The organism is Citrobacter sp. CRE-46, assembly GCF_059615875.1.
In genome coordinates this window covers 847,716-871,345 of sequence record NZ_CM184341.1, presented here as the reverse complement: position 1 = coordinate 871,345, position 23,630 = coordinate 847,716, and the positions used below count along the sequence as shown (strand labels likewise).

The 23,630-nt window shown below is 51.5% G+C and carries 19 protein-coding genes and 1 pseudogene; 5 read left to right on the top strand and 15 right to left on the bottom strand.

Features of this window, described 5'->3' with window-relative positions:
• Positions 1-160 precede the first annotated feature (160 nt).
• Genes scpA through scpC form a run of 4 tightly spaced genes read left to right on the top strand, consistent with a single transcriptional unit; the run spans position 161 to position 5,580 of the window.
• Positions 161-2,305: a methylmalonyl-CoA mutase gene (gene scpA / locus AC534G_RS04215; RefSeq protein ID WP_496594504.1), complete on the top strand. Its 2,145-nt coding sequence runs from the start codon at positions 161-163 to the stop codon at positions 2,303-2,305.
• Positions 2,298-3,293 (top strand): methylmalonyl Co-A mutase-associated GTPase MeaB, encoded by a 996-nt coding sequence (meaB, locus tag AC534G_RS04210; protein WP_038633531.1) that lies wholly within the window; start codon positions 2,298-2,300, stop codon positions 3,291-3,293. The genes scpA and meaB overlap by 8 nt, the downstream gene beginning before the upstream one ends.
• Positions 3,294-3,303: 10 nt before the next feature.
• Entirely contained in the window at positions 3,304-4,089 is a 786-nt protein-coding gene (scpB, locus tag AC534G_RS04205; protein WP_110496893.1) for a methylmalonyl-CoA decarboxylase, read from the top strand.
• A 24-nt stretch (positions 4,090-4,113) separates the two neighbouring features.
• Complete coding sequence (gene scpC / locus AC534G_RS04200; protein WP_038633535.1) at positions 4,114-5,580, top strand: succinyl-CoA:acetate CoA-transferase ScpC; 1,467 nt, start codon at positions 4,114-4,116, stop codon at positions 5,578-5,580.
• Here the strand turns inward: scpC and srsR are convergent.
• The 8 genes from srsR to AC534G_RS04160 form a co-directional block, all read right to left on the bottom strand.
• Positions 5,577-6,473 (bottom strand): LysR family transcriptional regulator SrsR, encoded by an 897-nt coding sequence (gene srsR / locus AC534G_RS04195; protein ID WP_038633537.1) that lies wholly within the window; start codon positions 6,471-6,473, stop codon positions 5,577-5,579. The two genes, scpC and srsR, sit on opposite strands and share 4 nt — an antisense overlap.
• Positions 6,474-6,596: 123 nt before the next feature.
• Positions 6,597-7,343, bottom strand: a complete 747-nt coding sequence (locus AC534G_RS04190; RefSeq protein ID WP_003027002.1) for an oxidative stress defense protein — start codon at positions 7,341-7,343, stop codon at positions 6,597-6,599.
• Between the two features lie 93 nt (positions 7,344-7,436).
• Positions 7,437-8,072, bottom strand: coding sequence for an arginine exporter ArgO (gene argO / locus AC534G_RS04185; protein ID WP_110498786.1), 636 nt, complete (start codon positions 8,070-8,072; stop codon positions 7,437-7,439).
• 208 nt (positions 8,073-8,280) lie between these two features.
• On the bottom strand, positions 8,281-9,141 hold the full coding sequence (locus AC534G_RS04180; RefSeq protein ID WP_038633539.1) for a small-conductance mechanosensitive channel MscS: 861 nt from the start codon (positions 9,139-9,141) through the stop codon (positions 8,281-8,283).
• Positions 9,142-9,333: 192 nt separating this feature from the next.
• Complete coding sequence (gene fbaA / locus AC534G_RS04175) at positions 9,334-10,413, bottom strand: class II fructose-bisphosphate aldolase (RefSeq protein WP_038633542.1); 1,080 nt, start codon at positions 10,411-10,413, stop codon at positions 9,334-9,336.
• 88 nt (positions 10,414-10,501) lie between these two features.
• Entirely contained in the window at positions 10,502-11,665 is a 1,164-nt protein-coding gene (pgk, locus tag AC534G_RS04170; RefSeq protein ID WP_038633545.1) for a phosphoglycerate kinase, read from the bottom strand.
• A gap of 39 nt (positions 11,666-11,704) precedes the next feature.
• Entirely contained in the window at positions 11,705-12,733 is a 1,029-nt protein-coding gene (gene epd, locus AC534G_RS04165) for an erythrose-4-phosphate dehydrogenase (protein ID WP_038633548.1), read from the bottom strand.
• A 332-nt stretch (positions 12,734-13,065) separates the two neighbouring features.
• Positions 13,066-15,390 carry a glycoside hydrolase family 18 protein gene (locus AC534G_RS04160; protein ID WP_110496891.1) on the bottom strand — a complete coding sequence of 775 codons (2,325 nt, stop codon included), beginning with the start codon at positions 15,388-15,390 and terminating at the stop codon, positions 13,066-13,068.
• A gap of 198 nt (positions 15,391-15,588) precedes the next feature.
• Between AC534G_RS04160 and AC534G_RS04155 the strand changes: the two are divergent.
• A pseudogene (locus AC534G_RS04155) lies at positions 15,589-15,801 on the top strand (ABC transporter ATP-binding protein); the annotation flags it as partial.
• Here the strand turns inward: AC534G_RS04155 and AC534G_RS04150 are convergent.
• From AC534G_RS04150 to tkt, 7 genes are all read right to left on the bottom strand, one after another.
• Positions 15,758-16,468: a nucleoside/nucleotide kinase family protein gene (locus tag AC534G_RS04150; protein ID WP_110496889.1), complete on the bottom strand. Its 711-nt coding sequence runs from the start codon at positions 16,466-16,468 to the stop codon at positions 15,758-15,760. The pseudogene AC534G_RS04155 and the gene AC534G_RS04150 overlap by 44 nt on opposite strands.
• Positions 16,465-16,974: an MltR family transcriptional regulator gene (locus AC534G_RS04145; protein WP_038633553.1), complete on the bottom strand. Its 510-nt coding sequence runs from the start codon at positions 16,972-16,974 to the stop codon at positions 16,465-16,467. Before AC534G_RS04145 ends, AC534G_RS04150 begins: the two co-directional genes overlap by 4 nt.
• Before the next feature lie 15 nt (positions 16,975-16,989).
• Positions 16,990-17,961, bottom strand: coding sequence for a class II fructose-bisphosphatase (gene glpX / locus AC534G_RS04140; protein WP_038633557.1), 972 nt, complete (start codon positions 17,959-17,961; stop codon positions 16,990-16,992).
• On the bottom strand, positions 17,958-19,235 hold the full coding sequence (locus AC534G_RS04135) for a zinc-binding dehydrogenase (protein WP_038633560.1): 1,278 nt from the start codon (positions 19,233-19,235) through the stop codon (positions 17,958-17,960). Before AC534G_RS04135 ends, glpX begins: the two co-directional genes overlap by 4 nt.
• A gap of 24 nt (positions 19,236-19,259) precedes the next feature.
• Positions 19,260-20,639 carry a PTS mannitol transporter subunit IIBC gene (locus AC534G_RS04130; RefSeq protein ID WP_038633562.1) on the bottom strand — a complete coding sequence of 460 codons (1,380 nt, stop codon included), beginning with the start codon at positions 20,637-20,639 and terminating at the stop codon, positions 19,260-19,262.
• Between the two features lie 27 nt (positions 20,640-20,666).
• Positions 20,667-21,110: a PTS mannitol transporter subunit IIA gene (gene cmtB, locus AC534G_RS04125; protein ID WP_069324805.1), complete on the bottom strand. Its 444-nt coding sequence runs from the start codon at positions 21,108-21,110 to the stop codon at positions 20,667-20,669.
• 317 nt (positions 21,111-21,427) lie between these two features.
• Positions 21,428-23,419: a transketolase gene (gene tkt / locus AC534G_RS04120; RefSeq protein WP_038633569.1), complete on the bottom strand. Its 1,992-nt coding sequence runs from the start codon at positions 23,417-23,419 to the stop codon at positions 21,428-21,430.
• Positions 23,420-23,630 lie beyond the last annotated feature (211 nt).

The following is a 23,630-nucleotide window of genomic DNA, read 5'->3' as shown; positions in this document are numbered from 1 at the left end:
ATGTTATTCCCGCCACGTCTTTGAAATACATCACAAAATAAAACATACCACGCGGCAAAAAACGACGCGCTGTTGGCTATTTTTTGCTGGCGACAAGCCAAATGAAAAAGCTCACCGTATCTCGTAAAGATTCAACTTATTGCGTAATACGGAGCAAAAAATGGCTAACGTGCAAGAGTGGCAAACACTTGCCAATAAAGAACTCAGTCGACGGGAAAAAACCGTTGAGTCGCTGGAAAGACAGACAGCGGAAGGGATTGTCATCAAGCCGCTGTACACCGAGGCTGACCTCGATAATCTGGAAGTCACGGGCACCCTGCCCGGCCTGCCGCCTTACGTGCGCGGCCCACGCGCCACCATGTATACCGCGCAGCCGTGGACCATCCGCCAGTATGCTGGTTTCTCTACCGCCAAAGAATCCAACGCCTTTTACCGCCGCAACCTCGCCGCCGGACAAAAAGGACTTTCCGTTGCCTTTGACCTTGCCACCCACCGCGGCTATGACTCTGACAACCCGCGCGTGGCGGGCGATGTCGGCAAAGCGGGCGTGGCGATCGATACCGTCGAAGATATGAAGGTGCTGTTTGATCAGATCCCGCTGGATAAGATGTCGGTGTCGATGACGATGAACGGCGCGGTGCTGCCGGTCCTGGCGTTTTATATCGTCGCGGCTGAGGAGCAAGGCGTAACGCCGGAACAGCTCACCGGGACCATTCAGAACGATATTCTGAAAGAGTTTCTGTGCCGCAACACCTACATTTATCCACCAAAGCCTTCAATGCGCATCATCGCCGACATCATCGCCTGGTGCTCCGCCAATATGCCGCGCTATAACACCATCAGTATCAGCGGTTATCACATGGGGGAAGCCGGAGCGAACTGCGTCCAGCAGGTGGCGTTTACGCTGGCTGACGGCATTGAGTACATCAAAGCCGCACTGTCTGCCGGGCTGAAAATTGATGACTTCGCCCCGCGTCTGTCATTCTTCTTCGGTATCGGCATGGATCTGTTTATGAACGTCGCCATGCTGCGCGCGGCTCGCTATTTGTGGAGCGAGGCGGTCAGCGGTTTTGGCGCAACCAACCCGAAATCTCTCGCTCTGCGTACCCACTGCCAGACCTCCGGCTGGAGTCTGACCGAACAGGATCCCTACAACAACGTGATCCGCACAACCATTGAAGCGCTCGGCGCCACGCTTGGCGGCACCCAGTCTCTGCATACCAACGCCTTTGATGAAGCGCTCGGTCTGCCCACCGATTTCTCCGCCCGCATCGCGCGTAATACGCAGATCATCATTCAGGAAGAGTCAGAGATCTGCCGCACCGTCGATCCGCTGGCCGGATCGTACTACGTGGAGTCATTGACCGATCAAATCGTGAAGCAGGCGCGCACGATCATTAAACAAATTGATGAAGCGGGCGGCATGGCGAAGGCGATTGAAGCTGGACTCCCCAAACGAATGATCGAAGAAGCTTCGGCGCGCGAGCAGTCGCTGATCGACCAGGGCAAACGCGTCATCGTTGGCGTGAACAAGTACAAGCTGGATAAAGAAGACGAAACGTCGGTACTGGAAATCGACAACGTGAAGGTGCGCAACGAACAGATTGCTTCACTACAGCATATCCGCGCCACTCGCGACAATGAGGCCGTCAACGCCGCGCTGACGGCGCTGACCCACGCCGCGCAGCATAATGAAAATCTGCTGGCCGCCGCCGTTAACGCCGCCCGCGTTCGCGCCACGCTCGGTGAGATCTCCGACGCGCTGGAAGCCGCTTTTGACCGCTATCTGGTGCCCAGCCAGTGCGTCACCGGCGTGATTGCGCAAAGCTATCACCAGTCCGACAAATCCGCCAATGAGTTCGACGCCATTGTTGCGCAAACCGAACAGTTCCTCGCGGAAAATGGTCGCCGACCTCGGATCCTGATCGCCAAGATGGGCCAGGATGGTCACGATCGCGGCGCGAAAGTGATCGCCAGCGCCTACTCCGATCTCGGCTTCGACGTCGATCTCAGTCCGATGTTCTCCACGCCAGAAGAGATCGCCCGTCTGGCGGTAGAAAACGATGTACATGTCATAGGCGCATCGTCACTGGCTGCAGGGCATAAGACGTTGATCCCTGAACTGGTCACGGCGCTCAAAGGCTGGGGACGCGCAGATATCTGCGTGGTGGCAGGCGGTGTGATACCACCACAGGACTACGCCTTCCTGTACGAGCATGGCGTGGCAGCCATTTATGGCCCCGGCACGCCAATGCTCGACAGCGTCCGCGATGTATTGACCCGGATCAGTCAGCATCATGATTAACGCCGCCACGCTTGACGATGCCGTCCGACGCTTGCGGCGCGGTGAACGGGCCACGCTTGCCCAGGCGATGACGCTGGTTGAAAGCAGCCACCCGCGCCACCAGCCACTGAGTACGCAATTGCTGGACGCGATAATGCCGTTCACCGGTAACGCGCTGCGTCTGGGCATCACGGGCACGCCGGGCGCGGGCAAAAGCACCTTTCTGGAGGCGTTCGGTATGCTGTTGATCCGTCGGGGATTACGGGTGGCTGTGATTGCGGTCGATCCCAGTAGTCCCGTTAGCGGCGGCAGCATTCTTGGCGATAAAACCCGGATGACGGAACTGTCCCGCGCAGAATCGGCATTTATCCGCCCGGTGCCTTCCAGCGGTCATTTAGGCGGCGCCAGCCAGCGCGCCCGTGAATTAATGCTGTTGTGCGAAGCGGCGGGTTTTGACGTGGTGATTGTGGAAACCGTCGGCGTCGGGCAGTCAGAAACTGAAGTCGCCGGCATGGTGGATTGCTTTATCTCACTGCAAATTGCCGGCGGTGGCGACGATTTGCAGGGCATCAAAAAGGGCCTGATGGAGATGGCGGATCTGGTCGTCATCAACAAGGACGACGGTGATAACCGTAACCAGGTTGCCATCGCCCGCCATATGTACGAATCCGCCCTGCATATTCTGCGCCGCAAGTATGACGAGTGGCAGCCGCAGGTTCTGGCCTGTAGCGCTCTGGAAAAACGTGGCATCGAGGAGATTTGGCAGGCGATAACTGACTTTAAAACGTGCCTTACCGTCAGCGGTCGACTGGAAAAAGTCCGCCAGCAGCAAGCGGTGGACTGGTTACACAAGCAGGCTGAAGAAGAAGCTTTGCATCTGCTGTTTACCCGGACTGATTTCGACCGTTATTTCCAGCAGACACTGCAGGCCGTCAAAAATAACGACCTTTCGCCGCGTACCGGTCTGCGTCACATCAGTGAATTTATCCAGCATCATTACTTTGAATAAAGAGAACATTATGTCTTATCAATACGTCAACGTAGTCATCATCCAGAAAGTCGCGGTTATTGAGTTCAATTACACCCGCAAACTCAATGCGCTGAGCAAAGTGTTTATCGACGATCTGATGCAGGCGCTGAGCGATCTTAATCGTGCGGAAATTCGCTGCATCATTTTGCGCGCCCCGAGCGGGGCCAAAGTGTTCTCTGCCGGGCATGATATTCATGAACTTCCCTCAGGACGTCGCGATCCGCTCTCTTATGACGATCCGCTGCGCCAGATCACCCGCATGATTCAGAAATATCCAAAACCAGTGATCTCCATGGTTGAGGGGAGCGTCTGGGGCGGCGCGTTTGAGATGATCATGAGTTCCGATCTGATCATCGCCGCTGAAACCTCTACCTTCTCGATGACACCGGTCAACCTCGGGGTACCGTATAACCTGGTCGGCATCCACAACCTGACCCGCGATGCTGGGTTCCACATCGTGAAAGAGCTGATCTTTACCGCCTCGCCGATTACCGCTCAGCGAGCGATGGCCGTCGGGATCCTCAACCATGTGGTTCCTGTCGACGAACTGGAGGATTTCACTCTGCAAATGGCGCACCACATCTCGGAGAAAGCGCCGCTGGCCATCGCCGTCATTAAAGAAGAACTGCGCGTGCTGGGCGAAGCGCACACCATGAACTCAGACGAATTTGAGCGTATTCAGGGCATGCGCCGCGCGGTGTACGACAGCGAGGATTATCAGGAAGGGATGAACGCGTTTATGGAAAAACGTAAACCCAATTTTGTCGGCCATTAATCACGCCCGAGGAAGGAGACGGCCATGAAACGGATGAGTGCCGAAGAAGCGGCAGAAATTATCCAGCACGACGATATGGTGGCATTCAGCGGCTTTACCCCTGCGGGTTCGCCAAAAGCATTACCTAACGCAATTGCTCAACTCGCCTGCGAACGGCATCAGGTCGGGCAACCTTTTCAAATCCGCCTGCTGACAGGAGCCTCAATTGGCGCTGCCGCTGATGATGCGTTATCCGCGGCGGATGCCGTTTCCTGGCGGGCTCCCTATCAAACATCATCGGGCCTGCGCGAGAAAATTAATCAGGGTCAGGTGAGGTTTGTCGATCTCCATTTGAGCGAAGTGGCGCAAATGGTCAATTATGGCTTTTTTGGCGAGATCGATGTTGCCGTCATTGAAGCCTCCGCCATTGCGCCAGATGGTCGGATTTGGCTTTCCAGCGGCATCGGCAACGCGCCGACCTGGCTGCTGCGGGCGAAAAAGGTGATTATCGAACTGAATCATTACCATAACCCGCGCGTGGCGGAGTTTGCCGACATTGTGATACCCGGCGCGCCGCCGCGGCGAAACAGCGTGCCGATTTTTCACACCATGGATCGCGTGGGCAGCCAGTGTGTGCAGATAGACCCGAAAAAAATTATCGCGGTCGTGGATACCGAACTGCCCGATGCCGGAAATGCCGCGGATAAGAGTAATCCGGTCAGTCAGCAAATTGCCGATAACGTGGTGACATTTCTGCTGGCGGAAATGGCGCACAAACGCATTCCGGCGGAATTCCTGCCCTTACAAAGCGGCGTGGGCAATATCAACAACGCGGTAATGGCGCGACTGGGCGAGAACCCGGATATTCCACCCTTTATGATGTATTCCGAGGTGTTGCAAGAATCTGTGGTGCATCTGCTGGAAACGGGCAAGATAACCGGCGCCAGCGCCTCCAGTTTGACCATTTCAGCCCCATCGCTGCAGAAGATTTATGACAACATGGACTTCTTCGCCAGCCGGATTGTGCTGCGCCCGCAGGAGATTTCCAATAACCCGGAAATCATTCGTCGGCTGGGCGTCATTGCGCTCAATGTCGGTCTGGAGTTTGACATCTACGGTCATGCCAATTCCACACACGTAGCAGGTGTGAACCTGATGAATGGCATTGGCGGCAGCGGCGATTTCGAGCGCAACGCCTACCTGTCGATCTTTATGGCGCCGTCGATTGCCAAAGGCGGGAAAATCTCCACCATCGTACCGATGTGCAGCCATGTCGATCACAGCGAACATAGCGTCAAAGTGATCGTCACCGAACAGGGGATTGCCGATCTGCGTGGGTTATCCCCGATGCAGCGGGCGCACACGATTATCGATAACTGTGCGCATCCTCTGTATCGGGACTACCTGCACCGTTATCTGGAACGAGCGCCCGGCGGGCATATCCATCACGATCTCAGCCATGCGTTCGATCTGCATCGTAACCTGATCGAAACCGGATCGATGCTCGTTTAACTTGCCGTACCCTCACGATCTTCAGCAATATGCTGAAGCATCGTGGCGGTATAACGATGGTTTTTCAGCGAATAGAGAAACTCCTGCATATACATAGGGCTGCCGGGCGCATCAAAATATTTCAACGTCGAGGGGTTAACCAGCCGCCAGGCGAAATGGGGGATCACCGTCAAAAACTGCCCACGCTCCACCGCGCTAATCTTGGCCATAAAGCTGTACGGGCGGTAGATAATCGTCGGATGAATTCCGCAGGGCCGCATGTAAGCATCGAGCATCGCCTCAAAGTTGGCGCGATTCTGGAAGCGCATTTGCAGCCAGGGCAGCTCACGTAGCAGCTCATGCGGCTGTTTTTCTTCGTAGCGCCGGGAAACGAGAAACCCCAGACGCAGCGGAGACAACTCGCTAATCGCCAGATTTTCCAGTTCCTGCACGCGAGGGGAAACGTGCTGCGGTGAGATAATAAAATCCAGTTTCCGATCGAACAGGTTATCGATCACCCCATTCTCGCTGAATTCAATGGCCTGAGCCGTCACGCCATCGTACTTGTCGCCAAGGCTAATCAACTGGTCGAAAATAATCGTTGGATAGGTATTGTCGATGCCGATGACGATTTCTCGCGAGCGGCGAGAGGCGTTATGGATTTCGTTATCAATAGCAGAGAGACGCTGATAAACAGGGAACAGTTTCTGATAGAGCTCCTGCCCGGCTTTATTCAGGCTGATGTTGTTATCTTTGCGGGTAAACAGCGTATAGCCGATTTGATCTTCCAGTGCGGCAATGCTTTTACCGAAAGGCGATGCGGTCATATGGATTTTTTCTGCCGCTCTGGCGATGTTATTGGTTTGCGCCAGCAGAATGAAATTACGCATCTTTTTCGAGATAAAAATATCCATAGCGTCCCCTTAAAAATCGCTATGGCCTATCCTCATTACGGCGAAAAAAAAGACTGGATGTGAGATCTCATTTTTACAGTTGCTCACAGAAAAAACCCGGCTGGAAGGCCGGGTTTGAAAAGATTACTGGGTTTTGGCAGGTGTGGCTGCCGGCTGCCCCGCCGTCGGTTCAATCTGGAAGACCACATCAACCTGATCGTCAAACTGAATAACCGGCTGTTCGTAGGTTTCCTGAGCGGATGCCGCAGGCGCTGCATCTGCTTTCATCATCCGTACCATCGGGCTCGGCTGATAATTGGACACGTGGTAGCGCACGCTATAAACGGGTCCCAGTTTGCTGTTAAAGCCCGCCGCCAGCTGTTCAGCCTGATGAATTGCATCATCAATTGCCGCTTTACGCGCCTTATCTTTGTAGGCATCCGGTTGGGCAACGCCAAGCGATACCGAACGGATCTCATTCAGACCAGCCTTTAGCGCGCCATCAAGCAGAGCGTTGAGTTTGTCCAACTGACGCAGCGTCACTTCAACGGTACGCACCGCACGATAACCTTTGAGGATGCTTTTGCCGTTCTGGTAATCGTAGTCCGGCTGCGTGCGCAGGTTGGCAGCGCTAATGTCTTTCTTCGCTATCTGATTCTGCTCAAGGAAGGACAGATATTGCGCCACGCGCTCATCGGCTTGCTTCTTCGCTGAAGCCGCATCCTTCGCAGCAACATTGACTTCAATCGCCAGGGTGGCGATATCAGGCGTTGCATCCACGCTTGCCGTTCCGGAAGTCACGATGTGCGGTCCGTTTGGCAACTCATTTGCCTGTACCGATAGTGCGCTGAATCCGACTAATGCCGCCAGGGCCATTATTTTGAACTTCACGGTCGTTCCTCCATGTTTCATTAATTACCCCGAAACTCAGGGCACATGCAGGCAAGCTTAGCCGATCTCGCTGCGTTGTCCATCAGACAACACTTAGTTGAACAGCGCATGAACATGCGTAACACCTTCTTTTGCCAGCTGAAAAGCGATAAACCACATCACTAATCCTACTAAGATATTGATGATACGCTGTACTTTAGCAGTGCGCAGACGCGGTGCCAGCCAGGCCGCCAGCAATGCCAGACCAAAGAACCACAGGAACGAGGCGCTGACGGTACCCAGCGCAAACCAGCGCTTAGGTTCAACGTCCAGTTGGCCTCCGAGACTCCCCAACACCACAAAGGTATCCAGATAAACGTGTGGGTTAAGCCAGGTCACCGCCAGCATAGTGGCGATGATTTTCCAGCGCCCCTGCTTCATTACTTCAGCGCTGGCCAGTTCCAGATTACTGCTCATCGCCGTTTTTAACGCACCGAAACCGTACCAGAGTAGAAACGCCACTCCCCCCCAGGTGACCAGCGCCATCAGCCACGGTGACTGCATCAGCAAGGCGCTACCGCCAAAGATCCCCGCGCAAATCAGCACCAGATCGCTGATGGCACAGAGTAATGCAATCATGATGTGATACTGGCGACGAATGCCCTGGTTCATTACAAAGGCGTTTTGCGGACCAAGCGGTAGTATCATGGCCGCGCCAAGCGCAAGCCCTTGAAAATAATAAGATAACACGTTACTCATCCCGAACTATTTCTCTTAGGAGCAGACTATAGCGCGGGAGAATCATTAGCGGAAATTGATAATATTAATCGTAGATTAGAGAAATTAATGAGAGGATATTTTGCCGGATAGCAGCTAACGCCTTATCCGGCCTACAGTATAGAAATCTGACCAGGCCGGATAAGCGAAGCGCCATCCGGCACCGTGGTGCAGAAATAGATTACTCTGCCGCGTTCTCTTTCACACGCTTGAAGTTCACATCCATCTGCGGATACGGGAAGCTGATGCCGTTGGCGTCAAACTCGCGCTTAATACGCTCCAGTACGTCCCAATAGACGCTTTGCAGATCGCTGCTGTTGCTCCAGACGCGTACAACGAAATTAATCGAAGAAGCGCCCAGCTCATTCAGACGCACCGTCATTTCACGATCTTTAAGGATGCGCTCATCGGATTGGATGATATCGGTGAGGATTTTCTTCACCTGATCGATATCGGAATCGTAGGCCACGCCGATAATGAATTCGTTACGACGAACCGGTTCGCGAGAGAAGTTAATGATGTTCCCGGCAATGATTTTACCGTTTGGGATCACCACAATCTTACCGTCTACGGTACGCATGGTGGTAGAGAAAATCTGCACGTTAAGTACGGTTCCCGCTACGCCGCCGAGGTCTACATACTCACCCGCGCGGAACGGACGGAACATCACCAACAGCACGCCGGCGGCAAGGTTGGACAGCGAACCTTGCAGCGCCAGACCCACGGCTAAACCTGCGGCACCGAGAACGGCGATCACGGAGGCGGTTTGCACCCCAACGCGGCCCAGCGCGGCAATCAGCGTGAAAGCGATAATACCGTAGCGCACCAGTGCGGAGAGAAAATCGGCAACCGTTGCATCAATTTTCCGCGACACCATCAGACGGTTAACGGTGTTTGATACGATACGCGCCACAATCATACCGATGATAACAATGGCGATGGCCGCAACGATGTTGACGGCATAGCTCAACAGCAGTTCCTGATTGCGGACCAGCCAGGTGCCCGCCCCGTTTATGCTGTCGACAACATTCAAATCTTCCATTCACTATTCCTTTTTTGCTTACCCAAATGGGAAAAAATAAAGCCGCCCCGCCGGGACTGGCAATCTGACAAGAGTAAACAATAAACCTGATTTTTGCCAAACAGATCACAGAAATCTCTGCCAGCAGCCTGTTGAAATGGCAATAAAAAAGGCCCGCATTGGCGGGCCTCATGTCACGTAGAACGGCGTAAATTACAGAACGTCAACCGCGTTCAGTTCTTTGAAAGCCTGTTCCAGACGGGTGATCATGCTTGTCTGACCAGCACGCAGCCAAACGCGCGGATCGTAGTATTTCTTGTTCGGCTGATCTTCGCCTTTCGGGTTACCCAGTTGGCCCTGCAGGTAAGCTTCGTTTGCTTTGTAGTAGTTCAGAACACCTTCCCAGGTCGCCCATTGGGTATCGGTATCGATGTTCATTTTCACTACGCCGTAGCTTACGGAGTCTTTGATTTCCTGAGCAGTAGAACCGGAACCGCCGTGGAAGACGAAGTTCAGGCTGTTGTGCGGCAGGTTATGTTTCTTAGAAACATAGTCCTGAGAGTCGCGCAGGATGGTCGGGGTCAGAACCACGTTACCCGGCTTGTAAACGCCGTGTACGTTACCGAAGGAAGCGGCGATGGTGAAACGCGGGCTGATTTTGCTCAGCTCGGTGTACGCATAATCAACGTCTTCCGGCTGGGTGTACAGTGCGGAAGCGTCCATGTGGCTGTTGTCCACGCCGTCTTCTTCGCCACCGGTGCAACCCAGTTCGATTTCCAGGGTCATGCCCATTTTGGACATGCGCGCCAGGTATTTGGAGCAGATTTCGATGTTCTCTTCCAGAGACTCTTCAGACAGGTCGATCATGTGAGAAGAGAACAGCGGTTTGCCGGTTGCTGCGAAGTGTTTTTCACCCGCGTCCAGCAGACCGTCGATCCACGGCAGCAGTTTCTTCGCGCAGTGGTCAGTGTGCAGGATAACCGGAACACCGTAATGTTCAGCCATCTGGTGAACGTGATGCGCGCCAGAGATAGCACCCAGGATTGCAGCGCCCTGAGGCACGTCGGACTTCACGCCTTTACCCGCGATGAAAGAAGCACCACCGTTGGAGAACTGTACGATTACCGGCGCTTTAACTTTTGCAGCGGTTTCCAGTACGGCGTTGATGGAGTCGGTACCAACGCAGTTAACAGCTGGCAGAGCAAAGTTGTTTTCTTTAGCTACCTGGAAAACTTTCTGTACGTCATCACCAGTGATTACGCCTGGTTTTACGAAATCAAAAATTTTAGACATGTTGCGAGTCCTGTATCTTCGGCCTTGGAAAGGGCGCGCGCTCTAAAGCGCGCTAATAATTGGGCAGGTTTCCCTGCCCATTAAATGCTTACTTTTTAGCGCGCTCTTCGAGCATCGCTACTGCTGGCAATACTTTACCTTCCACGAATTCGAGGAATGCGCCGCCGCCAGTGGAGATGTAGGAGATTTTGTCAGCAATGCCGAACAGGTCGATTGCTGCCAGGGTATCGCCGCCGCCCGCGATGGAGAACGCTTCGCTGTCTGCGATAGCGTTAGCAACGATTTCAGTACCTTTACGGAAGTTCGGGAATTCGAACACGCCAACCGGGCCGTTCCACAGAATGGTTTTCGCATTCTTCAGGATTTCAGCCAGCTGCTGTGCAGAAGCGTCGCCGATATCCAGGATCTGCTCGTCTTCTTTCACGTCGCTAACGGATTTCAGCGTCGCCGGCGCAGTTTCAGAGAACTCAGTCGCTACGCGAACGTCGGTCGGAACCGGGATGTCGCAAGTAGTCAGCAGACGCTTAGCTTCGTCAACCAGGTCGGCTTCGTACAGGGATTTACCGACGTTGTGGCCTTGAGCGGCAACGAAGGTGTTCGCGATGCCGCCGCCAACGATCAGCTGGTCAGCGATTTTAGACAGGGAGTCCAGAACGGTCAGTTTGGTAGAAACTTTAGAACCACCAACGATAGCAACCATCGGACGAGCCGGTTCTTTCAGCGCTTTGCCCAGCGCGTCCAGCTCAGCAGCCAGCAGCGGACCCGCGCAAGCTACATCAGCGAATTTGCCGATACCGTGGGTAGAAGCCTGCGCACGGTGAGCCGTACCGAAAGCATCCATGACGAATACGTCGCACAGCGCCGCATATTTTTTGGACAGAACTTCGTCGTCTTTCTTCTCGCCTTTGTTGAAGCGAACGTTTTCCAGGACCACCAACTCACCGGCAGCGACTTCAACGCCGTCCAGATAATCTTTTACCAGGCGAACCGGAGCAGACAGTTTGTCTTTCAGGTAGTTAACAACCGGCAGCAGAGAGAATTCTTCGTTGTACTCGCCTTCGGTAGGACGACCCAGGTGGGAAGTTACCATCACTTTAGCACCCTGCTTCAGGGCCAGTTCGATGGTCGGCAGGGAAGCACGGATACGCGCGTCGCTGGTTACTTTCCCTTCTTTAACTGGTACGTTCAGGTCGGCACGGATAAAAACGCGTTTACCAGCCAGATCCAGATCGGTCATCTTAATTACAGACATGGTGAATCCTCTCGTTGATACTTAAAGTTTTGTCGACGCTCAAGCGTCGAGCCTGAAACCAATAGCAGCCATCGCTAACGTTGTGTCGAGCATACGGTTAGCAAAGCCCCATTCATTATCACACCAGACCAGGGTCTTGATCAGGTGAGCACCACTCACGCGCGTTTGCGTACCATCAACGATGGCGCTGTGCGGGTCATGGTTAAAATCTACAGAGACCAACGGTAATTCCGTATAGTCAACTATACCATGAAATGCACCTTGTGCTGCTTTTTGCAGCAACTGGTTGACTTCGCTGGCTTTTACCGGTTTTTTCACCGTCACGCTTAAGTCGATCGCCGTCACATTTATGGTCGGTACACGCACCGCGATCGCTTCAAAACGATCGTTAAATTGCGGAAAAATTCGCGTAATACCCGCCGCCAGTTTGGTATCAACCGGAATAATTGACTGGCTGGCCGCTCGCGTACGACGCAGGTCAGGATGATAGGCATCAATCACCTGCTGATCGTGCATCGCAGAGTGGATCGTTGTAACGGTACCAGACTCAATGCCGTAAGCATCATCCAGCAATTTAATGACGGGAATTATACAATTCGTGGTGCAGGAGGCGTTGGATACAATTCGGTGCTCAGCGCGCAGCTGATCCTGATTAACGCCAAATACAACCGTTGCGTCGATGTCGGGACTGCCAGGATGTGAAAAGAGCACTTTTTTTGCACCGGCGGCAATATGCGCCTCGCCGTGTTCGCGGTTACCGAAGACGCCCGTACAATCCAGCACAACGTCAACACCCAGCTCACGCCATGGCAGCGCGTCGAGCGTTCGCTCATGCAAAATGCGGATCGCGTCATCACCAACGATGAGCTGGTCACGTTCCTGACGAACATCCCAGGCAAAACGCCCATGGCTGGTGTCATATTTCAACAAATGCGCCATGCCTGCAGCATCCGCCAGTTCGTTGATTGCCACCACGGTGATTTCCGCCCGACGCCCGGATTCATACAAAGCACGAACCACGTTGCGTCCGATGCGACCGAAACCATTAATCGCTACGCGTACGGTCATAGGTCTCCTGCAAGGATTTCTCAGAAACGATGTGGCAGACAGAGTAATGCAGCAAATCGCTCAGGGAAACCTTACCTGTCGCAAACTGCGACTAATTGGTTAATTGTCGAACATTTAATCGACTGAAACGCTTCAGCTAGAATAAGCGAAACGCGGAATAAAAGGAATGATTGTCCAGCGACAGAACGCAGTTATCTGACTTGCGTCACATTTTAGCTGGAATAATAGAACGCGCCCATCACGTTTTGAGAATAGCCAAAAAGCCTGGTAAGGGTGGGCTGATACGAAAATGCCCGGGAATTCGCTTCCCGGGCAACTGAGGGATTACGTCATTAATAGTAGAAAATACCGTGGGGAACTGTCAGCGATGCCACCAGTGATTTCGCGCCGTCTACAACATGATACACTTTGATGATGTCATCCTGCTGAACTGAAATGCTGGCATCGGTGATGTACCAAATCCGCTGTGCGCCTAAATAGCTACAGGTCATATGTTCCGCTGAACATTTACCCGTTTTTAAGGTATTTGCTCTGGCTACAAAGGTGTCGTTAAGATAAACATCATACTGTGAGTCAGCATAGCCATCCATATTTAGTTGAATAGTATAGGTAATTCCGTTAGCAGGTGCGATGTAAACAGCTCTTAACTGGGTGCTGGTATCAAGTACCGCATTGCCAAGCATCTCCTGGTTCACTGTTTTTGAGGCGTCAACATACTCCTGTTCGCCATCCTGACGAACGATGGAAACGACATCACCTTCTTTCATCGTCGCATCATTACTGATGATCTTAGCAATCTGACCATCGATTGAAAAAGCCCCGTTTTCGACGATACCCTTATTAATTTTTGCGATAGAAACATTGTTAAGACGCATATCAAAGACGCCGCTTTGGAATTCCGTCACTGGCATCTCCGCATAAATGCCAGGATACACAGTGAACATCGCCGTATCACCATCGTAAGACAATCCTTTCTTAGCGCCACGATCTAAGGAAAGATACGACACAACGTGAGTGCTATCGCTATCATCACCATCGTCATCGCTGTCATCATCACCACTATCTGAAGACTTTAATGTAGCAACGATTTTACCCAGCGTGTGATCGCTGGTATCACCGCTGATATCCCAGATGATAGCCCCGCCAATTCCTTGATCTTTAATGTAATTAACCTTATCAGTAATTGAGGCTTCATCATCATAGGTCAGGAATTCTTTGGTTTTTGCGTTATAAAGATAGGGAACGTGAGACTCCGAATCCCAGTACCGCGTGTAGTCCCCGCTGGCAATTTTCTCCTGCAGCACATAGAACGGATTCGTCCCAGTGTACTGATCTTCATCATCCCATGCGCCGTGGACGGTAGCGGTTCCTGCAGCAAAAAGTCCCGGCAAGCCCTTCACGATTTCAGTGGGTTCAACGTTACCCCAACCACGACCGTAGAAAGGAACCCCCATGGTCAGTTTATTTTTAGCCACACCCCAAGTGTTAACATATTCGTTCATTGCCGAAGAGACGTTAAGTTTCTGATCTTCATCCTGACTATTGGCATACAGCGGGGCGTTATGGCCCGTAATAGCATCAAATGCACCGTGAATGTCATACGCCATCACGTTGACAGAATCGAGTAATGGTGCCGTTACCGCCGGATTGATATAGGCCATATTATTATGGTTTACCGTCACGGCAGCGGAGAGTTGATAGTAAATATCGTTTTGCTTGCCCAGTACATCCAGTTTATTACGTAAGCTGGTAATCAAATTGGTGAACTGCGTTTTTTCAACATCGGTATCAGGATATTCCCAGTCGATATCAACCCCATCGAATTGCCATTTTACGACGTAGTCAACAATACTTTGTGCAAGTTTCTCGACACCTTCAGGCGTAGATGTTGCTGATTCAAACACGCCTTCCTCTGAGTTAGTCCATCCCCCCACAGAAAGAATATTTTTCACCCCTGCCTGTTTGCTGGCGGTGGCAATTTCTTTCATTAACGTCGGGCCTTTCTCTGTATCATGGGTGACCACAACGCCATTTTCTACCACGCCAAAAGCGTAGGTAATATGCGTTATGAGATCCCAGGCGATTTTATCCGTTGTAAAATAGTTATGCGCCGCATAGACCCCCCACTCCGGATAATAACCATAAATTCGCGACTGCTTAGCGACTTTCTCTTTTTGCTGTGTCTGATACTCTTCAGCCTGCTGACCCTGCCACGGCGTAAAATTGTAAGTATCAATAATGTTGGCTTCCAGATTGGTCGCCGCCCCTTTTAACCATACCGAGTTACTGCCAGGAATTTCCCCTGGGTTCGCCCACCATTGGTTGGTCCAGTAATAGCCGTTATAACGTACTTTGGTATTCGGCGTGCCATAGCTTTGCGTTGAATCATACAGTGGCGTCGCCATAACATCGGCAAGTTTGTTGGCGACAACAACCGTTTCTGTGCCGGGAAAATCGTTATTTGTCCCCGCACTGGTTCCATCACTTGTTACAAGCTCCAGCCAACTTTCACCATTGTCAGTGGACCGCATAAGAGAATTACTATACGTGCCTTCAATCTTATTTGTATCGTCATTCGCAGTTAACGCCGCCAGCGCATTTGTAGAGAGCAAACATGCCGACACCGCCATCGCAATTATTGATGGTGATAATTTCATACAATATCCTTATTGGTTTATTGATGATGCTAATGGAAATATATTACTAGTGAACAACTTAATTGAGAGTAACAAAACACATCATTAAAAACCAATGTAGATATTAAGTGAATTACCAAAAGGCATTCATAATATTAATAAAAACAAAAAATAAAAGATATTAATTGAGTATGAATAATATACGAACATTATATTTAAATCCTGCTGGATGAACCGAGCCGGGATTTTGATGCGCACTGGCTGAGTGTTTTTGATAACTGGCTGGCGGTGTGCCGTGCGCGTGGCGCAAGCGTTGTGGCGATCAGTCATGACGCTGCGTTTACGCAGCGTCATTTCTCACGAGTGGTAAGGTTACACAACAAAAATCTCACACAATCCGATATTCACCATCAACCGTCATCTCCAGCATAAAGTCGGCTGGTCGGCTCCCCTCCAGCACCCGACGAACATTCGGTCCGTCGGTACGCTCATAAAACGCCTCAGCGTCAGCTTGCGATAGTCCGCCAGCCAGTTTACGGCCTACCAGTCGCGAACGAAGCGCATTAGCTGGAGCGTGAATAAAAAGCGAGTAATCACAAAATTCGGCTAATGCCCGCCATCTTAGGTCATCGCGCAATAACCAGTTTCCTTCCACAATGACAATCGGCGCAGTCACTTGTATGGCTTCTTCGACCGGATCGTGCTTTTGCCGGTCATACTGCGGCCAGGAACCTTCCCCTACCCTTATCTGGCGCAGATTCTGCGCAAGCTTATCCACATCAAACGTTTCCGGCGCACCTTTGTATGCCCGCAGGTTATGGACCTCCAGCCAGGCGTTGTAGTGATGGAAGCCATCCATTGGCAGCGTCTGGATCTCCGGCAGACCCGGCTCCTGACGGGAGAGATATTCCCAGAAGGTGGTCAGCGTCGATTTACCCGTTCCCGGCGGCGCGCTAAGAAAAACAATCGTTCGTCGCTGCGGGTTAGTAGCGTGTATTTTTGCCAACTGCTGTAATAACAGTTTATGAACGTTCTCTATCTCATCATCATGGTAATGTGCTTCAACCTGTAGCCCATTCACCGTTAGTTCGATTTTCACGGCGTTAATTCCTTTAAAATCGCTGTCACTGCCAGCGTCATTGCCGTCTTGACCATTGCGCTAAAGCGCACTTCAGACCACGCTGCAAAGTCGGCGAATTTCATCGACTCCAGCGCACCATAGAGTGTCGCGTTGCGAGTAATACTGTTCACGTTGCTGACAAAATCCCAGGTAATGTCATCGGCAAAACTGGGAATGTTATCCTGCTCGTTCAGGTACTGATAAAACTGAGAAAAATGAGTAATGTCGGCATAAAGCCATTTATCCATTTTTCCCAGTGCATAAATCAGACGTAACGCAACGTCGATATCGTCAAGCGGTCCACTCTGGGCAAGTAACGGCTTCACTGCATATTCCACGATCTCTTCATCGTTATTGACGAACAGCGACGGTAGAAAGCGCTTAATGCCCTGGAGCAAAATGTTATGTGCCGTCGTCATAAACGAGAGTAAATTATTTTGAGCATCCAGTTGCTCAAGCACATCGTCTTCTGTCAGCGTCGTCATTCGTTTCTCGATAAATCACCATGAATGCAGAGAGTCTATTATATTACACGTTCGATCCGCGCCGCCGATCAGTAAAGTTTGCGTGCGCACACCATTCGCAACCTGTTGGATCCCTTTAACAAGATCGCCGCCCGTAACACCCGTCGCGCTGAAGAGGATCTTATTTCCCCCTACCAGTTCGTCGAGCGCATAGATACGGTTGATCTCAACGCCCATCTCCGCGCAGCGCTGACGTTCCTGTGTCGCAATCAGACGATTATCGGCGCTATCCCCTTTCGCTTCGCAGAAATCGATTAGCTCAGCCTGCATATCGCCTCCCAGCGCTTTAACCGCACAGGCTGAAATAACGCCTTCAGGTGCCCCGCCAATGGTATACATCAGGTCATAGGGATTCTCTTGCATACAGGCCAGCACGCTGGCAGCCACATCACCATCGGGCAGCGCAAAGACCTTGACGCCTAGTCGTGTCGCCTCGGCAATCGTCGGTTGAAGGCGCGGTTTATCCAGCGTCACCATCCGCAGCCGCTCCAGCGGTTTACCCAACGCCACAGCCACATTACGCAGATTATCTGCCAACGGCAGCGCCAGATTAATCGCCCCTTTTGCAAAGCGATTAACAACCAGTTTTTTCATATACATATCAGGAGCGTGTAACAAACTACCGCGGGGGGCAAACGCCATGACCGCCAGCGCATTGCTTTGCCCCATCGCCACCATACGGGTTCCTTCAATGGGATCGACGGCGATATCCACCTCTGGCCCGATGCCATTTCCCACTTCCTCACCAATCCACAGCATCGGGGCGCGATCAATTTCTCCTTCGCCAATAACGATTCGCCCACGAATGGCAGCGCTGTTCAATGCTTCCCGCATTGCCGTCACGGCCAGGCCATCAATCTTGTTTTTATCACCGCACCCGGTTTGCGGCCAAGCCGCCAGCGCGGCCTGCTCAGTAATGCGAAACAGCGGCCATGCCAACGACATCATATCGCCGCCTCCCCAATATCCACGCCAAATTGCGCCAACAGGTATTTTTCCGCTTCTTCATTCCAGATACCGTGCGTTTTTTCCACCAGCCTTGCCAGTTCTTTGAAAAGCGGGTCGGTTTTCCCCTTCTCAGCAAAATCCGTTATGGCGGTAAGTGGCATCGTCACACCGTTATAAATCAGCTTTTTACCTCCAGGGATCGCAGGCAAATTCAATACCGTATCCGGTACGGCATCCAGCCCCCCAATATGCGTCACCATAAACGAGGGCTGTAGTTGACCGGTTGCGCTGAGCGCAATAGCCTCTTTCATATCATCCGTTGAACCGCCGGACGTTCCGACAACGTGAGTGCTGTTATAGTGAACGTTATAAAAATTAAACGGCACTTTAAAATTGCTGTCAGTCGGGCCGGCAAAAAAGTTCAGACAACCATCTTCCGCGAGGAGATCATCTGCCATTTCAATCACCGCTGGCACAGCCGCATACACAAAGACATCATCAAAACCAGTGTCATTGGTTAGGGCGCGCAGCATCGCGGTTGGAGAATCCATGCCGGTAGTGTTCACATAGATAAGCTCAATCCCCTTTTCTGCCGCTAACTCAACCGGCAACAGTTTTTTAGCCTGCGTCAGTCGCGCTTCGTCGATATCCACGACCACCACGCGTGACGGCTGAATATTGCCGTTAATGGCATAATCTATAGCGCCAATCCCCATCGGCCCGGCGCAGGCCAGCAACGCAATGCTGCCTCCCGGCTTAATCCCCATACGATGCTCATACACGTAAGGCGTGGTGTGATAGTTCGCGTTATAAGCGCCAATGATGCAACACATCGGCTCCGCCAGGGACGCTGCGGCGAAATAAGAGCCGTGATACGGTAAAACACAGCCCAGATTAATCGCCACCTCAGGAATAATCATGTAGGTAGCATTGCCACCAAAATATTCGTAGCTGTATCCCGCTGAATAACCGCTTGGCAGCCCCATCGCGGGCTGTAAAACAAAACGTTGACCTTTTTTATATTTATCAGTCAGGTTTTTCCCGACCTCAATAATGATACCTGCACATTCATGGCCGGTAATAACCGGATGATTTTCGAGGTCATCCGGTACGCGTTTATGATCGCTCCCCAATGCAGCAGCTTTCCAGGTTGATAAACAAACGCTATCAGAGATTACGCTTACTAATAATTCATTATCTGTAATTTCAGGAAGTTCAAATTCACGGATACGAATATCCTGCTTGCCATATATGGCAGCAACTTTCGTTTTCATATTCACTCCAAAAATAGAAGAATGTCAGTTCGCCGTAATGCGTTTAAATAAATCGTCTAACAGCGGGTCACCAATATAGTTTTTAATCAACACTAATGGTTTTTCACTTACACGTTTAACACGGTCTTCAAGACTGGCATGGGTGACGATAATATCGGCATCTTGTGGAACGTTCTCTATGGCATAATGCGCCACATTAATATTCAATCCCGCTTTTTCCAGACGTTTACGGAAAGTAGTTGCTCCCATAGCGCTGGAGCCCATTCCAGCATCACAGACAAAAGCAACACGCTTGATATTTTTATAGGAGAATTTACCTTCCTGCTTCATTGCCTTAACAGTTCTGGCAGATTCAGCGAAGTCATCTTCACTTTCTGTTTCGACGTTCTTTTCCATTTTCAGGATTAAAGAAGTGATAACAAAGGTGACAATCGTTCCCGCTGTGACGCCTGCAATGGTCGCGAGGAATGAACCTTTTGGCGTTAATGCCAGGTAAGCAAATATTGATCCTGGACTCGGTCCTGCCACCAACCCACCGTCAAATAGATGGAATACCCACGTCCCGCTCATTCCCCCGGCGATCATGGCAATCAGAGTCAGAGGTTTCATCAGTACATATGGGAAATACAGTTCATGAATCCCCCCCAGGAAATGGATAATCATGGCCCCTGGCGCAGATTTTTTACTCATCCCTTTACCAAAGATGGCAAAGCCAAGTAGCAAACCCAATCCCGGCCCTGGGTTGGAGGCTACCATGAAAAATATCGATTTTCCCGTTTCTGAAGCTTGTTGCATTCCGAGCGGATAATACACACCCTGATCGATGGCATTATTCAGAAAGAGGATTTTCGCAGGCTCGTTAATCACGGATAACAACGGCAGATAACCCGCATGAACCAACGCTTCAATACACTCTTTCACAAAATTATTAGCCACGAGAACCGCCGGGCCAATGACTTCAAAGCCCAGCAAACATAAGAGCATTCCCGCAATGCCAAGGGAGAAGTTATTGATAACCATCTCGAAACCTGCAGGAATGCGTTTCTCCAGCAGACGATCGATATACTTAATCACCCAGCCACCAAGCGGCCCCATCACCATAGCGCCAAGGAACATCGGGATATCAGCGCCCACAATCACGCCGATAGTACCAATCCCGCCCATTACTGCGCCACGTTTCCCACCCACCAAATGTCCACCAGTGGAGCCAATCATGACAGGTAGTAAATAGGTAATCATCGGACCGACAATTTTGGCGAAATGCTCGTTCGGCATCCAACCGGTAGGAATAAACAATGCAGTTATAAAACCCCAGGCAATAAATGCGCCGATGTTGGGAATGACCATCGCAGTCAAAAACCCACCAAAAGCCTGGACTTTGGCACGAGCAGACTTGTTTTCCATAATAATGTCCTGAAAGGAGGCTGTGAATTATGCGTGGGCGATAATATCCGCCAGTTGTTTTTCTGATTTAGCCGTTAACAAAGCAGTTAACGCTTCCTCTTCACATAATAATTCGCTTAAGGCCTGGATAGCGCCAATATGTGAGTCAGCATTTGCCGCCGACAATCCGATTAATAACTTTATACCTTCATCATCATCGGCAAATTTTACTTCCTGTTTAAGAAGCGTTAATGACATCCCGGTTTTTAACGCACCGCATTCTGGTCGAGCATGCGGCATCGCGACGCCAGGTGCCAAAATATAATAAGGGCCATTGCTAATTGTTGATTCCTTAATGGCCTGAACATAGTCCGAATTAACATAATGGTTAGCCAGCAAAGATGACATAGAAAAATCTATTGCCTCCTGCCAGTTCTTTGCTGAATTTTTTATTGAGATAGATGAATCTGGAAAGTAATCAATTAGCCGCATACATTTTCCTTATTTTATTTTTAGGGTACGAGTTAGCGTTAAAAATAAAATACTCGTGCGGCAAAGCGAAATCAATCGATAGAGAAAAAACACGTAGTGCAAACTACTTTTTTATGAACTCTTTAAAAACAAACGGTTATGGCAACAAAAATAAAAAGCAACATCAATAATGTGACTTTCATTGCATATTACGAACATCACTAAATATTGTATTTGTGATAACGATCCACAATTAAGCATTGCACTGACACAAACAAACATAATCTTGCTAAAAAAAACGGGCCGCCTAAGCGACCCGTTTTCATCTGTAACCGTAATTACAGCAGTTCTTTTGCTTTCGCGACAACGTTGTCTACGGTGAAACCGAACTCTTCAAACAGCAGCTCAGCCGGAGCAGACTCGCCAAAAGTGGTCATGCCGACGATAGCGCCGTTCAGGCCCACGTATTTGAACCAGTAGTCAGCAATCCCCGCTTCGATTGCCACGCGTGCAGAAACGGCTTTCGGCAGTACGGATTCACGGTAAGCGGCATCCTGTTTGTCGAACGCGTCGGTGGACGGCATGGAAACCACGCGCGCCTTCACGCCTTCAGCTGTCAGTTTGTCCCACGCAGCCACAGCCAGCTCAACTTCAGAACCGGTCGCGATGAAGATCAGTTCCGGCTGACCAGCGCAATCTTTCAGCACGTAGCCGCCGCGAGCGATGTTCGCCAGTTGCTCTTCGGTACGTTCCTGCTGTGCCAGGTTCTGACGGGAGAGGATCAGCGCGGTCGGGCCGTCCTGACGCTCAACACCGTATTTCCACGCCACGGCGGATTCAACCTGGTCACACGGACGCCATGTGCTCATGTTTGGCGTCACACGCAGAGACGCAACCTGCTCTACCGGCTGGTGAGTCGGGCCATCTTCGCCCAGACCGATGGAGTCGTGGGTGTAGACCATCACCTGACGCTGTTTCATCAGCGCAGCCATACGCACCGCGTTACGGGCATATTCTACGAACATCAGGAAGGTAGAGGTATACGGCAGGAAACCACCGTGCAGGGAGATACCGTTAGCGATAGCGGTCATACCGAATTCACGCACACCGTAATGGATGTAGTTACCGGCGGTATCTTCGTTGATCGCTTTAGAACCAGACCACAGAGTCAGGTTAGAAGGTGCCAGGTCAGCAGAGCCGCCAAGGAATTCCGGCAGCAGAGGACCGAATGCTTCAATCGCGTTCTGAGACGCTTTACGGCTGGCGATTTTCGCCGGGTTAGCCTGCAGCTTAGCAATGAACTCGTTCGCTTTCGCGTCGAAATCAGCCGGCATGTCACCTTTCATACGACGGGTGAATTCAGCCGCTTCCTGCGGGAAGGCTTTCGCATATGCAGCGAACTTCTCGTTCCACGCAGCTTCTTTTGCCTGGCCTGCTTCTTTCGCATCCCACTGGGCATAAATTTCAGACGGGATTTCGAACGGCGCGTATTTCCAGCCCAGCTGTTCGCGGGTCAGTGCGATTTCAGCATCGCCCAACGGCGCACCGTGAGAGTCATGGGTACCCGCTTTGTTCGGAGAACCGAAACCGATAATGGTTTTGCACATCAGCAGAGACGGTTTGTCGGTCACTGCGCGCGCTTCTTCGACTGCGCGTTTAATCGCGTCAGCATCGTGACCATCAACGCCACGAACCACATGCCAGCCATAAGCTTCGAAACGCTTAGCGGTGTCATCGGTGAACCAGCCTTCAACGTGACCATCGATAGAGATGCCGTTGTCATCGTAGAACGCAACCAGTTTGCCCAGCTTCAGCGTACCGGCCAGAGAACATACCTCGTGAGAGATACCTTCCATCATGCAGCCGTCGCCCATGAAAGCGTAGGTGAAGTGATCAACGATGTCATGACCTGGGCGGTTAAACTGCGCCGCCAGCGTTTTTTCAGCGATAGCCATACCGACTGCGTTCGCAATACCCTGGCCCAGAGGACCCGTCGTGGTTTCAACACCAGCGGTGTAACCCACTTCCGGGTGACCCGGCGTTTTGGAATGCAACTGACGGAAATTCTGCAGCTCAGACATCGGCAGGTCATAACCGGTGAGGTGCAGCAGGCTATAAATCAGCATGGAGCCGTGGCCGTTAGACAGCACGAAGCGGTCACGGTCAGCCCAGGACGGGTTAGTCGGGTTGTGGTTCAGGAAATCACGCCACAGGACTTCGGCAATGTCAGCCATACCCATCGGGGCACCCGGGTGACCGGATTTGGCTTTCTGTACTGCGTCCATGCTCAGCGCACGAATAGCATTGGCAAGCTCTTTACGTGAGGACATTTTGACTCCAGATCGGATAATGAAGGCCACGCCCTAAACGACTTGACGACAGCGCGTTTTGGGCTACGCCGGAAAAAAGTGCCAACAATGTAACCCAAGCCGCGTGTCATGTACATGGAGCATCCTTTTACCGCTTCAGAAATCTCTGGATCATGCACACATGTTGCGCAATCTTCTCGCCCGCTTATTGTTCTTTTCTTTATACTTATGC

Bases quoted from the DNA above. Each gene is read 5' to 3' on its own strand.
- tkt (WP_038633569.1), bottom strand. From the start codon at position 23,419: ATGTCCTCACGTAAAGAGCTTGCCAATGCTATTCGTGCGCTGAGCATG.
- AC534G_RS04130 (WP_038633562.1), bottom strand. From the start codon at position 20,639: ATGGAAAACAAGTCTGCTCGTGCCAAAGTCCAGGCTTTTGGTGGGTTT.
- scpA (WP_496594504.1), top strand. From the start codon at position 161: ATGGCTAACGTGCAAGAGTGGCAAACACTTGCCAATAAAGAACTCAGT.
- AC534G_RS04180 (WP_038633539.1), bottom strand. From the start codon at position 9,141: ATGGAAGATTTGAATGTTGTCGACAGCATAAACGGGGCGGGCACCTGG.
- AC534G_RS04160 (WP_110496891.1), bottom strand. From the start codon at position 15,390: ATGAAATTATCACCATCAATAATTGCGATGGCGGTGTCGGCATGTTTG.
- srsR (WP_038633537.1), bottom strand. From the start codon at position 6,473: ATGGATATTTTTATCTCGAAAAAGATGCGTAATTTCATTCTGCTGGCG.
- scpC (WP_038633535.1), top strand. From the start codon at position 4,114: ATGAAACGGATGAGTGCCGAAGAAGCGGCAGAAATTATCCAGCACGAC.
- scpB (WP_110496893.1), top strand. From the start codon at position 3,304: ATGTCTTATCAATACGTCAACGTAGTCATCATCCAGAAAGTCGCGGTT.
- fbaA (WP_038633542.1), bottom strand. From the start codon at position 10,413: ATGTCTAAAATTTTTGATTTCGTAAAACCAGGCGTAATCACTGGTGAT.
- cmtB (WP_069324805.1), bottom strand. From the start codon at position 21,110: ATGCGGCTAATTGATTACTTTCCAGATTCATCTATCTCAATAAAAAAT.
- AC534G_RS04135 (WP_038633560.1), bottom strand. From the start codon at position 19,235: ATGAAAACGAAAGTTGCTGCCATATATGGCAAGCAGGATATTCGTATC.
- epd (WP_038633548.1), bottom strand. From the start codon at position 12,733: ATGACCGTACGCGTAGCGATTAATGGTTTCGGTCGCATCGGACGCAAC.
- pgk (WP_038633545.1), bottom strand. From the start codon at position 11,665: ATGTCTGTAATTAAGATGACCGATCTGGATCTGGCTGGTAAACGCGTT.
- AC534G_RS04145 (WP_038633553.1), bottom strand. From the start codon at position 16,974: ATGACGACGCTGACAGAAGACGATGTGCTTGAGCAACTGGATGCTCAA.
- glpX (WP_038633557.1), bottom strand. From the start codon at position 17,961: ATGATGTCGTTGGCATGGCCGCTGTTTCGCATTACTGAGCAGGCCGCG.
- meaB (WP_038633531.1), top strand. From the start codon at position 2,298: ATGATTAACGCCGCCACGCTTGACGATGCCGTCCGACGCTTGCGGCGC.